The 13,174-nt window shown below is 66.9% G+C and carries 10 protein-coding genes; 3 read left to right on the top strand and 7 right to left on the bottom strand.

Annotated elements, in window-relative coordinates; all coding sequences use genetic code 11:
* Positions 1-180 precede the first annotated feature (180 nt).
* From MKK51_RS15425 to MKK51_RS15410, 4 genes are all read right to left on the bottom strand, one after another.
* Positions 181-903 carry a DUF4142 domain-containing protein gene (locus MKK51_RS15425; protein ID WP_243978609.1) on the bottom strand — a complete coding sequence of 241 codons (723 nt, stop codon included), beginning with the start codon at positions 901-903 and terminating at the stop codon, positions 181-183.
* Between the two features lie 284 nt (positions 904-1,187).
* A complete protein-coding gene (gene polA, locus MKK51_RS15420) occupies positions 1,188-4,241 on the bottom strand; it encodes a DNA polymerase I (protein WP_243978607.1) in 3,054 nt (1,017 codons plus the stop codon).
* Positions 4,242-4,284: 43 nt separating this feature from the next.
* Positions 4,285-4,644: a DUF86 domain-containing protein gene (locus MKK51_RS15415; protein WP_243978605.1), complete on the bottom strand. Its 360-nt coding sequence runs from the start codon at positions 4,642-4,644 to the stop codon at positions 4,285-4,287.
* Entirely contained in the window at positions 4,625-4,963 is a 339-nt protein-coding gene (locus MKK51_RS15410) for a nucleotidyltransferase family protein (protein ID WP_243978604.1), read from the bottom strand. The genes MKK51_RS15415 and MKK51_RS15410 overlap by 20 nt, the downstream gene beginning before the upstream one ends.
* Before the next feature lie 103 nt (positions 4,964-5,066).
* Here MKK51_RS15410 and MKK51_RS15405 point away from each other — a divergent pair, with 103 nt between their 5' ends.
* The gene (locus MKK51_RS15405; protein ID WP_243978601.1) at positions 5,067-6,257 is read left to right on the top strand and encodes a PQQ-dependent sugar dehydrogenase; all 1,191 of its coding nucleotides are present in this window, start codon (positions 5,067-5,069) and stop codon (positions 6,255-6,257) included.
* Between the two features lie 28 nt (positions 6,258-6,285).
* Here MKK51_RS15405 and MKK51_RS15400 read toward each other — a convergent pair whose 3' ends face one another.
* Positions 6,286-7,440, bottom strand: a complete 1,155-nt coding sequence (locus tag MKK51_RS15400; protein ID WP_243978599.1) for a YihY/virulence factor BrkB family protein — start codon at positions 7,438-7,440, stop codon at positions 6,286-6,288.
* A 277-nt stretch (positions 7,441-7,717) separates the two neighbouring features.
* On the opposite strand from MKK51_RS15400, the gene ybaL reads away from it, so the two are divergent.
* The gene (ybaL, locus tag MKK51_RS15395; RefSeq protein WP_243978597.1) at positions 7,718-9,538 is read left to right on the top strand and encodes a YbaL family putative K(+) efflux transporter; all 1,821 of its coding nucleotides are present in this window, start codon (positions 7,718-7,720) and stop codon (positions 9,536-9,538) included.
* Positions 9,539-9,827: 289 nt separating this feature from the next.
* On the opposite strand, the gene MKK51_RS15390 is transcribed toward ybaL, so the two are convergent.
* Both MKK51_RS15390 and MKK51_RS15385 read right to left on the bottom strand, forming a co-directional pair.
* On the bottom strand, positions 9,828-10,277 hold the full coding sequence (locus MKK51_RS15390; protein WP_243978596.1) for a helix-turn-helix transcriptional regulator: 450 nt from the start codon (positions 10,275-10,277) through the stop codon (positions 9,828-9,830).
* 17 nt (positions 10,278-10,294) lie between these two features.
* Positions 10,295-10,606, bottom strand: a complete 312-nt coding sequence (locus MKK51_RS15385) for a hypothetical protein (RefSeq protein ID WP_243978594.1) — start codon at positions 10,604-10,606, stop codon at positions 10,295-10,297.
* A 355-nt stretch (positions 10,607-10,961) separates the two neighbouring features.
* Between MKK51_RS15385 and MKK51_RS15380 the strand changes: the two genes are divergently transcribed.
* Positions 10,962-13,172, top strand: coding sequence for a TonB-dependent receptor (locus tag MKK51_RS15380; RefSeq protein WP_243978592.1), 2,211 nt, complete (start codon positions 10,962-10,964; stop codon positions 13,170-13,172).
* Positions 13,173-13,174 lie beyond the last annotated feature (2 nt).

Genomic DNA, 13,174 nt, shown 5'->3' with positions numbered 1-13,174 from the left:
TCAAGGGCACCCGCACCGAGATCGCTCTCTCCGTCCTCGCCTACAACCTGCTCCGCACCATCAACCTCAAGGCCAAGGCCGCCTGATACCAAAAGAGGCCCCGGTCAAACCGGAGCCTCCAATCAGTTCCCACACAGCCTGCCATCGGGGCGGCCCTTTCCAGACTTATGGGGCGATGGCTCAACCGCCGATGCGGTTGGCGAGAACGGCCGAGTGGCCATGCTGGTTGGCGATGTAGGGGAGCGCCTGGTTGGCGAACTCGCGGCCCTGGGCGCTGTCGCCGTTGCGCGAGTAGGATTCGTAGAGGCCGAGGGTGCGGGCGTCGGAACGGGCCTGCTGCTGCACGAAGGTGCGGTCGAAATCGCGGCCGGTGGGGGCGTTCTTGAGGCGGTCGATGCGGGCCTGACCCTCGGGTCCGATGGCGACACGGCGACCGGGCTCACCGGGGGTGTTGTCGATGATGCCGACGCCGCCGAGCACGCCGCCGACGATCTTCGACGCGATGGTGGCCGAGATCGTCACCGGGGCGAGGACGACGCCGACCGGGTTGTCGAGGCGGGTGTCGAAGGGCTGGCTGTCGGAGACGACGGTGCCGCCGGCGGTCAGCGAGGTGCCTTCCGGCAGCAGCGCCTTGGTGGTGGCCTCACGCTCGACCAGCACGTTCTTGGCATAGTTGCGGACGTTCGGGTTGCGCGAACGCTCCAGGGCGATGCGGCTCGACTCGATGCTCACGGCATCCGAACGCAGGGCGGCGGCGCGGAAGGAGGAGGTGTCGCGGGCCTCGGGGGCGTTGGCATCGAACTGGGGGGCGACGCGGATGCCGAGGGGCTCCTGGGCCAGGGCCGGGGTCGTGATCGCCGCGACGGTGAAGCCGAGGGCGGCGAGAAGCTTGGTGTTGATCATGGCGGAGGTTGTCCTCACACGCCTTTGCGGCGTTTGGTTGAACGAACGTTTCGTCCGGCATGAACGCTTCATTAACGGGGCTGTTCCCGCGCGGGGCGCATGACTGCGGTGCAGCGCAGCATGCATCACCCGTTTGTGACTGAGGTATCGACAGCCCTCAAACCCGCTTCCCTCATCCTCATGCGCCGCAAGGCGGCTGCGAAGGACGTCTCCAGGGATCCCAGTGCTTGCTGGAGGGCTCCGCTTCGCTTCGCCGCCTCAGGATGAGGTGAGGGAAGACGACGTCAATGCGCCTCTTCCCAGTTCCCGGCCGCCTGTGCCTCCACCACCAGCGGCACGCGCAACGTCAGCGCCGGAGCAGGTGCCTCGACCATGACCCGGCGGATCACCGGCAGGGCCTTCTCGACTTCGTCCTCGGGGGTCTCGAACACCAGTTCGTCGTGGACCTGCAGCAGCATCGTCACGTTGAGTTTTTCCGCCCGCAGCGCCTCTTCCATCCGGGTCATGGCCCGGCGGATGATGTCGGCGGCCGAGCCCTGGATCGGGGCGTTGATGGCCTGGCGTTCCACCGAGGCGCGCTCGTTCGGGTTGTTCGAGCGGATCTGCGGATAGTGGCAGACGCGGCCGAACAGGGTGGTGACGTAGCCCATGTCGCGGCAGAGCTTCTTGGTGTCGTCGATATAGGCGCGGATGCCGGGGAAGCGCTCGAAATACTGCTTGATGAAGGCGCTGGCCTCCTCGCGACCGATGCCGAGGCGGTCGGCGAGACCGAAGGCCGAGATGCCGTAGATGATGCCGAAATTGATGGTCTTGGCGCGGCGGCGCAGGTCTGCGGTCATGTCCTTCAACGGCACGCCGAACATCGCGCTGGCGGTGGCCGCGTGGATGTCGACGCCGTCCTCGAAGGCCTGGCGCAGCTGCGGGATGTCGGCGATGTGGGCAAGAATGCGCAGTTCGATCTGGCTGTAATCGGCCGAGATGAGCTTTCTGCCCTCCGGCGCCACGAAGGCACGGCGGATGCGTCGGCCCTCCTCGGTGCGGATCGGGATGTTCTGCAGGTTCGGCTCCGAGGAGGAGAGCCGGCCGGTGGTGGTGGCGGCGAGCGAGAACGAAGTGTGGACCCGGTCGGTCTCCCGGTCGGCATGCTGCTGGAGCGAATCCGTGTAGGTGGATTTCAGCTTGGCGAGCTGGCGCCATTCTAGAATCTTCTTCGGCAGTTCGTGGCCGGCCTGGGCCAGTTCCTCCAGCAAAGTGGCGGGCGTGGCCCATTGGCCGGACGGGGTCTTCTTGGCACCGGGCAGGCCCATCTTGCCGAACAGGATGTCGCCGATCTGCTTCGGCGAGGAGACCTGGAAGCGCTCGCCGGCATCCTCCTGGATCTCTTCCTCGAGCCGCACCAGGATCTGCGAGAAATCGCCGGACAGCCGGCTCAGCATGTTGCGGTCGACGCGGATTCCCGCCGCCTCCATCCGGGCGATCACCGGGATGAGGGGGCGCTCCAGGGTCTCGTAGACCGTCACCCGGCGCTCGGCGACGAGGCGCGGCTTCATCATCCGCCACAGGCGCAAGGTGACGTCCGCATCCTCGGCGGCGTAGGCGGTGGCCTCGTCGAGGGGCACCTTGTCGAAGGTGATCTTGGCCTTGCCGGTGCCGGCCACGTCCGAGAAACTGATCGGCTGGTGGCCGAGATGGCGGCGGGCGAGCTCGTCCATGCCATGCCCGCCCTTGCCGGCATCGAGCACGTAGGAGATCAGCATCGTGTCGTCGAAGGGGGCGATCTCGATGGCGACGTTCTGGCGCCGGAACACCAGCCAGTCGTACTTGATGTTCTGGCCGATCTTTAGGACGCCCGGATTTTCCAGCAGCGGCTTGAGGAGGTTCAGAGCCGCGTCGATCCCGATCTGCCCGGGAACCGGCTGGAAGGCGCTCGTCGCGGCCTTGGCGTCGCCGAACAGGTCGCCCTCCGCCAGACCCTTGACGGGCTCCTGATGGGCGAGGGGGATATAGGCGGCCCGCCCCGGCGCCACCGCCAGCGACACGCCCACGAGCTTGGCGTTATTGGCATCGAGGGAATCAGTCTCGGTATCCACCGCGACAATGCCGGCCTCGCGCGCTTCGGCGATCCAGGCTTCCAGCTGTTCGAGGCTGGTGATCGTCTCGTAGCCCGTGGTGTCGATGGGGTTGGTCGCCTCCGCCGCGCGCAGGGCGACGAGGGAGGAGGGCGTCGCCTCGGCGGGGCCGCGCGGCTTCGGACCGCCCTCCGGCAGGCCTAGATCGGCGAAGGGGTCGACCTCGCCGCCTGCCGCCGCTCCCTCCAAGGGCGGCGCATCGGCCCCGTCCGAGCCCGGCAGCAGGGCGGGGTCGGGCTTCACCGTCTCCGGGTCCACATGCAGCATCGAGGCGATGCGGCGGGTGAGGGTGTTGAACTCCATCGCCTTGAGAAAGCCGACGAGCTTCGAAGGGTCGGGCTCCGGCAGGCGCAGGTCGTCGAGGGCCACGGGGAGCGGCACGTCCTCCACGAGGGCAACCAATCGGCGCGAGAGCTTGGCCTGATCGATGCTGGCGAGCAGGGTCTCGCGGCGCTTGGGCTGCTTGATCTCGCCCGCCCGCTCCAGCAGCGCGTCGAGGCTGCCGTATTCCTTGATCAGCGCGGCGGCGGTCTTGAGGCCGATGCCGGGCACGCCGGGCACGTTGTCGGATGTGTCGCCGATGAGCGCCAGGGCGTCGCCGATCTGGTTCGGCTGCAGGCCTTCCCATTTGGCGATGATGGCGTCGAGGTCGAGGTTGCGCTCGGGGCGGTGGCCGGGCTTGCCCTTCACGCCGGATTCGAAATCGTAGAACCGCACCAGCGGCCCCACGAGCTGCATCAGATCCTTGTCGGAGGAGACGATGATGACGCCGGCGCCCCGGCTTTCCGCCTGGCGCGAATAGGTGGCGATGAGGTCGTCGGCCTCGTAGCGCTCCAACTCGATGGGCTGCAGGCCGAAGGCGCGCACGGCCTCGCGCATCAGCGGCATCTGGCGCTTGAGGTCGTCCGGCGCATCGGGGCGGTGGCCCTTGTAGTCGGGGAAGAGCTCCTTGCGGAACGAGCCCTCTGACTTGTCGAAAACGATGGCCAGATGCGTCGGCTTGATCCCCGCCGCCCCGTCCTGAACGAACTGGGCGATCTTGGTGCAGAACAGCCGCACCGCCCCCGTGGGCAGGCCATCGGAAGGCCGGGTGTTGTACTTCTGGTCCTGGTTGATCGACTGGAAGTAGGCCCGGAAGATGAAGGACGACCCGTCCACCAGGATGATCTGATCGCCGGGGCCGACGGGGGCGGAAGCGCTGGTCGTCATCTGGCGGCAATGTCTCGCGAAGGATGCTTGAGGTCGCCCGCTCTCACGGGGTCGGTGGCCTGCTCAGTTCGGCGCGGCAGGCCTCGATGATCTCGGTCAACTGGTCGTGGACGGTCTTCCAGACGATGTCCAGCGCCAGCCGATGATAGGCGTGCCGATAGAAGTTGCCGGCATCGGCGATGTCGCGCCAGGGTATTCGGGGATGCCGCGCCTTGGTCTCCGCCCTAAGGCGCCTGCTGGCTTCGGAGATGATCTCCAGGCAGCGGACGACGGCATAGTTCGTCCTCTGGTCAGCTTCGAAGGCCGCGAAGGTCATTCCGGCGGTGAAGTCGAGAGCGGCCTCGGCATTCCCGATGATGTCCTCGCAAGCCTCGCGCTCGCGCTCAGAAGGCAGGGATGGCATCCCGTTCCACCCGCGCCCGGACACGCTCCTTCAAGGTTCTGCGGTTCGCCACATCGACCGCCACCGGAAACAGGTCGTCGATGAAGCGGCAGAGCCCCACATAGCCGTAGACGTCGAGGCCCATATCCTCGTCGAGGTCGATGACGATGTCGACATCGCTGCCGGGATGGGTATCGTCGCGCGCGACGGAGCCGAACAGAGCGGCGTGCCGGACGCCGCGCCGCTGCAACTCTCCTTCATGGGCGCGAAGAATGTCGATGGCCGTCCGAGAATCCATCTTGATATGGTAGCGCAAGAGCATGGCTTGCTGAAGTGGCATTGGAGCGGTCGTTCGCTGATACGGGTGGAAGCGTCGCACGCGGGAACAGCCGATTCCGGGGGCGCGTTTCGCCTCGTCCTCCACAGCTTCGGATTCCCGCCGCATGATCCAGATCCGCCGCCCGGCGCATCTCGCACTGACCCTCGCCCTGTCCGCCGCCCCTTTCCCGGTCCTCGCCCAGGCGCTGCAGAACCCCGGCAACGCGACGATCGAGGCGCATGTCGTCAAGGCTGCCCCCCTGGAGGCGACGCCGGAGCGGATCGCAGCCCTGAAGCTGCCTCCGGGGTTCACGATCGAGGCTTTCGCCCGCAATCTCGGTGCGCCCCGCGTCATCGTCGTGGCACCGGACGGCGCACTCTATGTCAGCGACCGCGATGCCGGCACGGTCACCCGGATCGATGCGGCCGACGCGGCCAAGAGGCAGGTCGTTCTTAAGAAGCCTGACGTGCACGGCCTCGCCATCCATGACGGCACCCTGTTCTACGTGACCGTGAAGGAGATCTTCTCCGCGCCCATGAAACCCGACGGCAGCCTCGGCCCCGAGACCCGGCTCGTATCCGACCTGCCCGATGCGGGCCAGCACCCGAACCGCACCATCGGCTTCGGGCCGGACGGCTGGCTCTATGCCAGCCTCGGCTCCACCTGCAACGAGTGCGAGGAGCGCAACCCCGAGAACGCCACCATGGTGCGGATGAAGCCGGACGGGTCGGCCCGCGAGATCGTCGCTTCGGGCCTGCGCAACACCATCGGTTTTGCCTGGGAGCCCCAGACCAAGGCCCTCTACGGCTGGGACGACGGTGTCGATTGGCTCGGCGACGACGAGACGCCGGAAGAGCTCAACCGGATCGAGAAGGGCAAGAAATACGGCTGGCCTTACATCTTCGGCGCCGGGATCAAGAACCTCTATCGCGAAGTCCCAAAGAGCTCCCTGGAGCAGTGGGACAAGGACAGTGAACGGCCGGTACTCACCTGGACAGCGCACGCCTCCTCGATGCAATTCGTCTTCTACGACGGCGCGCAGTTCCCCGCCGAGTACAAGGGCGATGCATTCGTCACCATGCACGGATCGTGGAACCGCAAGCCGCCGAGCGGCTACGAGGTCCTGCGCGTACATTTCGAGAAGGGCCGGCCGACGTCGATCACCCCGTTCGTCTCGGGCTTCCTGACCGAGGGCGGCCCGAGCGGCTGGTCGCGTTTCGCCCGGCCCTTCGGCCTGGCGGTAGCCGGGGACGGAAGCCTGTATCTCGGCGACGACCAGCACGGGATCATCTACCGGATCAGCCACAAAGGCTGATCCGGCCGAGGGGAGACGTGGGCGCCGCTCAGCGCGCGGCGCCCACCGTGTCGGCCATGCGGGCGTCGCGGGTGCCGAGGGGCTGTTCGCGTCCCACCGTGGTGTCGATCTCGGTCTGGTGCTCCATCTCTGCATTGATCTCGGCGCCGAGGAGAACGATCGTGGTCGAGATCCAAATCCAGGTCATGAAGCCGACGACGGCGCCGAGGGAGCCGTAGGTCTCGTTGTACTTGCCGAAATTGGAAACGTACCAGGAGAAGCCCAGCGAGCCCGCGAGCCACAGCACGCCGGCGATGGCGCTGCCCCAGGTCACCCAGCGCCAGCGCGGCGCGTCCCGGCTCGGGCCGTAGCGGTAGAGCAGGGCGAGACCGGCCAGCACCGCCAGCAGCAGAACCGGCCAGCGCAGGAGCGAGATGTACCAGGCCTCCGCGCTGAGCCCCACGACGTTGATCACCGCCGGCACCACGACGATGCCCACCAGCGCCAGGACGATGAAGAGCAGGGCGCCCGCGGTGAAGGCGAGCGAGCGCAGGTTGAGCCAGAAGAAGTTCCGGGTCTCGCGCTCCTCGTAGACTATGTTGAGCGCCTGGAAGACCGCCTTCATCCCGCCATTGGCGCTCCAGATCGACAGGCCGAGGCCGGTGAAGAAGGTGAGGCCCAGGGTCGTGTCACCCTTCTCCGCGATACGCTTCACCTGCTCGCCGATGATGTCGAGAGCACCGGACGGGATCACGCCCTGGAGCGTCCGGAGGTGGTCGTTGATGGTCGCGACATCCGCCACCAGCCCGTAGCAGGAGACTAGCGCCGCGATGGCCGGGAAGATCGCCAGGAGGACGTAGAAGGTCACTCCCGCCGCCACCGAGACAAGGTTGTTCTCGCCGACGTCGTTGAAGACCCGCAGCCCGATATCCTTCCAGCCTTTCGCCGGGATCTCCGAGGGCGTGGCGGCCTGGCGTCCGCGCTCGGGCTCGGCCCTGGCCACATACTTGGCCTCCCGCCCCTCATGCGACGGCGAGGGTTCGCTGGTTCGGGGAACGTCGGACGACGTCGCGCGTGCCTCGGCGCCGCGGCGCGGCAGGATCAGGATTCCGAGGAGGGCCGTGACGAGCCCCGCCGTCCAGAGGGCGGAGGCCCTCGGTTCCGGCCCGGCACCACCCGCCGGAGGCTGAAGAGGCTGGGGCATGGGATGTCATCCTGAGGGAAATTGCACAATGAATGCACTATGCACCCTGACAACAGTCCGGCGTCTCCGGAGTTTCATCAGGCCCGTCTGGAACCATCGTCGCCGCCCCTGCGAGGAAACGCTCCCACCGAGGCGCATTCGCGCGCGCGAGGTGCCCGCAGGCACGGACTTTCCACGATCGTTCCGTTAAGCTTATGGCCCGGTGCTTGCCCTTGGTCGTCGTTCCTTTGGCCGCCGTTCCCCCGACGTTTCGACTCCATGAGGACACGACCGCACCGTGCCGCACGCGACAGAGCTGATCGCCATCATTGCTTTGGGCCTCGTGCTGGCCTTCGCCTGCGGGATGCTCGCGCAGCGCCTGCGGCTGCCGCCGCTCGTGGGCTATCTGCTCGCCGGGGTGCTGGTGGGGCCGTACACGCCCGGCTTCGTCGGCAACAGCCAGCTCGCGAGCCAGCTCGCCGAGATCGGCGTGATCCTGCTGATGTTCGGCGTCGGCCTGCATTTCTCGATCAAGGACCTGATGGCGGTACGCACCATCGCCCTGCCTGGCGCCATCGTGCAGATCGTGGCCGCCACCGCCATGGGCGGTTTGCTGGCGCATCTGTGGGGCTGGGGCATCGGCGCCGGCCTCGTCTTCGGCCTCGCTTTGTCGGTGGCGAGTACCGTGGTGCTGCTGCGGGCGCTGGAGGAGCGTCGCCTCCTCGACAGCGACAAGGGCCGCATCGCGGTGGGCTGGCTCATCGTCGAGGATCTCGCCATGGTCCTCGCCCTGGTCCTGCTCCCCGCCCTCGCGCCCTCCCTCGGGGGAGTCGGCGACGGCGCGGCCCATCATGTGGGCGACGGCAACATCTGGCTCACCCTGGCGCTGACGCTGGCCAAGGTCGCGGTGTTCGCCCTGGTGATGCTGGTGGGCGGGCGCCGCGTGGTGCCCTGGCTCCTCGATCAGGCGGCGCGCACCGGCTCGCGCGAGCTCTTCACCCTGGCGGTGCTCGCGCTGGCGCTCGGCATTGCCTTCGGTTCGGCCGAACTCTTCGGGGTCTCCTTCGCGCTGGGCGCCTTCTTCGCCGGCATGGTGCTCGCCGAATCCGACCTCAGCCATCAGGCGGCGGCCGATTCCCTGCCGTTGCAGGATGCATTCGCGGTTCTGTTCTTCGTCTCCGTGGGAATGCTGTTCGATCCCGGCATCCTCCTGCGCGAGCCGCTCTCGGTGCTCGCCGTCCTCGGGATCATCCTCTTCGGCAAGTCCATCGCGGCGGTGGCGATCGTCCTGGCCTTCAAGCATCCCATCGGCACGGCCCTCACCATCGCGGCGAGTCTGGCGCAGATCGGCGAGTTCTCGTTCATCCTGGTCAGCCTCGGGCTCTCCCTGAAGCTGCTCCCCACCGAGGGGCGCGATCTCATCCTCGGCGGTGCCATCCTCTCCATCACCCTCAACCCGCTGTTCTTCGTCCTCGCAGAACGGGCGACGCGCTTCTTCGCCGAGCGACCGGATCTCGCCGCCCGGTTCGAGCGGCGCGGCGCGGCGGCGATGGCTGTCACCGAGGACGCTAAACCCCATCGCGGCCACGCCATCGTCATCGGCTACGGTCGTGTCGGAAGCACCATCGCCAAGGCCTTCGCCACCTGGGACATGCCCTACCTCGTGATCGACCGCGACCGCCGCCGCGTCCTCGACCTGCGCAAGGACGGCGTCGAGGCGGTGTTCGGAGACGCCACGGCGCCGGGCATCCTCGAAGCGGCCGATATCGGCCAGGCGACGCTCATCGTGATCGCATCGCCCGAACCGCACACGGCGCGGCGCCTCGTCGAACTCGCCCGCGAAGCCAATCCGGGCATCGACACCCTCGTGCGGACCCACAATGACGGTGAACGGCGCTATTTCGAGGAGCAGCGCGTCGGCCTCGTCCTCATGGCCGAGCGCGAACTCGCCTACGGGATGACGCTCTACGCCCTGCGCAGCCTCGGGCTGAAGGAAGGCGAGGCGCGCATCTTCGTGGACAGCACCCGCGTGGAAAGCCGCTCGGCCCCCGTGGAGGCCGAGATCGACCAGGGCGCGCCGGAACTGCGCCCGCACAAGACGGATGTGGCGGAAGAGTAGGGGCGTGCGCAGTCCCGAGAGGAGGGTGTCGATCCCGTCCTGTCAGACACATCCCGCGGGCCCGCGTCGTCTCAATCCCGTCCGAACCCTGGGATCGAACGCCGATAACGTCTGCTCCCCTCACGTGAGCTTGGGGGGCTCACCCCGCAGGCGTTTGCAGCCCGGTCCCGACAGGACCACGACCGGAACGGACTCTCGTCAGAACGACGGCAAACAGGGAGCACGGGGATAAGGCCGACACCCGGAAACCGGTTCGCCGCCGAGGTTCCGACGATCTCGCTGTGTCGGCCTATCCGTTTGCTTGCTGCCTCCTCCATGCGAGGGGCGCCATCGCCTTGTAGCGCTTGAAGGCGGCCGAGAACTGGCTCGGATCGTCGTAGCCGACGAGAGCCGCGATCGAGGCGACGGGAAGGGGCGAACGTGCGAGGAGTTCGGCCGCCCGATCGAGGCGACGGCGGGTGATGAAGGCGTAGGGCGGCACGCCGACCGAGGCTTGGAAGCAACGGCTGAAATAACGCTCGCTCAACCCGGCGATGCGGGCGAGATCGGCCACGCGCAGGTCGTCGCCGAGACTGGCGTCGATGAACGCCGCGACATCGGACATCTGCCGCGCCGTGAGCCCATGCGCGGAGACCGGTTCGGGACGAGACGCGGCATGGGCGAGCCGGTGCACCACGATGGCCAGGGCGTGATCGAAGAACGCCGTGGCGAAACCGTGAAGCCCGGCTTCTTCCCACATGGCGGTCAACGTGGCCGTCAGCAGGGCATCGTCGTGGTAGGTCGAAGCCAGGGCCTCGAGGTCCAGTCGCCCCCCGGCAGTTCGGCGGCGAGCCGCTTCAGGCGTCGCTCCGATATCCCGAGGGCGAGCAGGCTCATGCGCGGCCCGAACCCTTCGCCGCCGTCATAGGGGGCCCCCAGGCCGACGCGTCCGGGCACGAACAGGCCGTCGAGTTTCTGGGTTCGGCTGTTCCGAAGCAAGCGACCGCCGCCACTCGTACAGAGATGAATCCAGAGAGTGTCCGTATTCTCGTAGGCGCCCTCGAAATCCTCGTAATCCGCACGGGTCATGATCGTATCGAGAGCGAGATCGGCTCGGACGATCTCGTGACTGGCCTCGATAATCCGTGGAGGAGGGGCTGTTGTCATGCCTTCGCTGCAGTTGAACGATTGGCTTGTAAATGCACAACCGAAAGTGGATCATCGACCCGCGACGGACAATCGCCCTTCCGAGCCCAAGTTTATAATTATTCAAATGATACTGTGTAATCCCGCAACAGAGCTGGCGTATCTTCACTTTCTCATCTTGAATGGCAGACTAGGCGTATTTTTCGCAGGAATTCAATACCGCGTCCCGCCCGCCGGTGAGTAATCAAGGCGCCGCGCCGGCAGAGCACGATTGCCGGCGATGGTGCGAGAGGCGACGATGCGGGACGATTTCGAAACACTTTTCCGTTCGGTCTTGAGGGGGGCCGCGCTCGGGACGCTCATCACGGTCGGCATCGGTCGTTCGGCTGCCGCCCAGGACGCTCCGCGGAGCGTGACCCTCGATCAGTTGAGCGTCGATGCCGTCGCGTCCCGCATCCCCAACGGGATCATCGGCGCCTCGCCGCCGCCCTATGCCGGCGGTCAGGTGGCCAGCGGTACGCGGGTCGGAATCCTCGGCACCAGCAGCGACTTCGATACGCCCTTCAACATCACCGGCTATACCGACACCCTCGTCCGGGACCAGCAGGCCCAGAGCCTCATCGACGTCGCCACGAACGATCCGTCCGTCCGCGCGGTCACGTCCAGCACGGGGGCCGCCGGCAACCAGTTCTACATCCGCGGCTTTCCGGTCTATGCCAGCGATATCGCGTTCGACGGGCTCTACGGCGTGGTCGATAGCCGCCGGCCGGCGATCTACAACGTGGAGCGGGTCGAGATCCTCAAGGGGCCGAGCGCCCTCATCAACGGGATCGCCCCCATCGGCGGCATCGGCGGCAGCATCAACCTCATCCCCAAACGCGCCTATGACGAGCCGCTGACCCGGATCACGCCGTTCTTCATCTCGCAGGGCCAGTTCGGTACGGCCGTGGATATCGGCCGACGCTTCGGAGAGGCGAAGGAATGGGGCGTGCGTGTCAACGGCGTCTATCGCAACGGTGAATCCGCCATCGACCGCGAAAGGGTCGAAGTGGGATTCGGCTCGATCGGCCTCGATTATCGGGGTGACCGCGTCCGCCTCTCCGCCGATTTCGGCTATCAGGTCGACGATTACCGGCGGAACCGGTCGTTCCTCACGGCGGCGCCCGGCATAGAGATCCCGAGAGCGCCCAATCTGACCCTCAACCAGAACCAGCCCTACGAATTCCAGCGGACCGAGACTAGGTTCGGCACCTTCCGCGCCGAGTATGACCTCACCCCCGACACCACGCTCTATGCCGGTTTCGGCGGCCACTCTACCCAGGAAAGCGCGCTCGCCAGCTTCCAGACCCTGGTGACGTCGCTGGGTGACGTCGCCGGCCCGTTCGCCCGGCAGCAATACGTCACCGAATCCTATTCGGCCGAGGCCGGCCTGCGCACCCGGTTCCAGACGGGCCCCGTCGCGCACCGGGCCACCGTTTCCGCCGTCGGTTTCTGGAGCACGACGAATTATCCGAAGGCGGTCCAGTTCCTGCCCGGCGGCGCCTCGAACATCTACAGCCCGCTCTCCTTTGCGGCTCCGGCCTATACCGACATCGACATCGGGAATGCCCGTGGCTCCATGCAGACCAACCGCAGCGTCGCCGTTGCCGACACCCTGTCGTCCCTGGACGAGCGGGTGCTCCTCACCGTGGGGGGGCGCTTCCAGCAGATCGGGGTCAAGGGCTACGACTTCTCTCCCGGCAGCCCGAGCTTCGGCGATGCCACGTCGAGTTACGACAAGGTCGCCTGGACGCCCGCGGTCGGCCTCGTCGTCAAGCCGCTGGAGCATCTCTCGCTCTACGGCAACTACATCGAGGGCCTGCTCTCGACCGACGCGGCTCCCGTCACGGCGAGCAACCCGAACCAGGCGCTCCCGCCGACCATCGCCGACCAGAAGGAGATCGGCGTGAAGTACGATTTCGGCGTCGTCGGTGTCAGCGCCGCCCTGTTCGAGATCAACCGGCCCAACGCCTTCCAAGACCCCACCACGCGCAACTACGCCCTCAACGGCCTGCAGCGGAACCGGGGGGTCGAGTTCAGTCTGTTCGGCGAACTCGCGCCGGGTGCGCGCCTCATCGGGGGCATCGCCTTCACCGATGGGCGCCTGGTCCGTACCGAGGGGGGCGCCTTCGACGGCAGGGTCGCACCCGGTGTCCCCGGCACCACGATCAGCCTCTACGGCGAATACGACCTGCCGCCCTGGCTGCCGCGTGGTCTGACACTGACCGGACGGGTCATCCACACCGCGTCCCAATACTATGATCAGGACAATCTGCAGCGCATCCCGGATTGGACGCGGTTCGATGCCGGACTCCGCTACACGTTCCTCGGCACGTGGGGCAAACCCGTGACTTTGCGGGCCACGGTGGAGAACGTGTCGGGCGAGAATTACTGGGCGTCCACCGGAAACGGCTTCCTGACCCTCGGAGCACCCCGGACCTACCTCGTCTCGGCCCAGCTGGACTTCTGACG

It is taken from the genome of Methylobacterium sp. E-045 (genome assembly GCF_022829685.1).
Classification (GTDB): domain Bacteria; phylum Pseudomonadota; class Alphaproteobacteria; order Rhizobiales; family Beijerinckiaceae; genus Methylobacterium.
This window is presented reverse-complemented; position numbering and strand designations above follow the sequence as displayed.

What these genes read in the sequence shown, in the direction of transcription:
- MKK51_RS15380 (WP_243978592.1), top strand. Translation starts at nt 10,962, where the DNA reads ATGCGGGACGATTTCGAAACACTTTTCCGTTCGGTCTTGAGGGGGGCC.
- MKK51_RS15390 (WP_243978596.1), bottom strand. Translation starts at nt 10,277, where the DNA reads ATGTGGGAAGAAGCCGGGCTTCACGGTTTCGCCACGGCGTTCTTCGAT.
- MKK51_RS15425 (WP_243978609.1), bottom strand. Translation starts at nt 903, where the DNA reads ATGATCAACACCAAGCTTCTCGCCGCCCTCGGCTTCACCGTCGCGGCG.
- MKK51_RS15385 (WP_243978594.1), bottom strand. Translation starts at nt 10,606, where the DNA reads ATGACCCGTGCGGATTACGAGGATTTCGAGGGCGCCTACGAGAATACG.
- MKK51_RS15410 (WP_243978604.1), bottom strand. Translation starts at nt 4,963, where the DNA reads ATGCCACTTCAGCAAGCCATGCTCTTGCGCTACCATATCAAGATGGAT.
- MKK51_RS15405 (WP_243978601.1), top strand. Translation starts at nt 5,067, where the DNA reads ATGATCCAGATCCGCCGCCCGGCGCATCTCGCACTGACCCTCGCCCTG.
- MKK51_RS15400 (WP_243978599.1), bottom strand. Translation starts at nt 7,440, where the DNA reads ATGCCCCAGCCTCTTCAGCCTCCGGCGGGTGGTGCCGGGCCGGAACCG.
- polA (WP_243978607.1), bottom strand. Translation starts at nt 4,241, where the DNA reads ATGACGACCAGCGCTTCCGCCCCCGTCGGCCCCGGCGATCAGATCATC.
- MKK51_RS15415 (WP_243978605.1), bottom strand. Translation starts at nt 4,644, where the DNA reads ATGCCATCCCTGCCTTCTGAGCGCGAGCGCGAGGCTTGCGAGGACATC.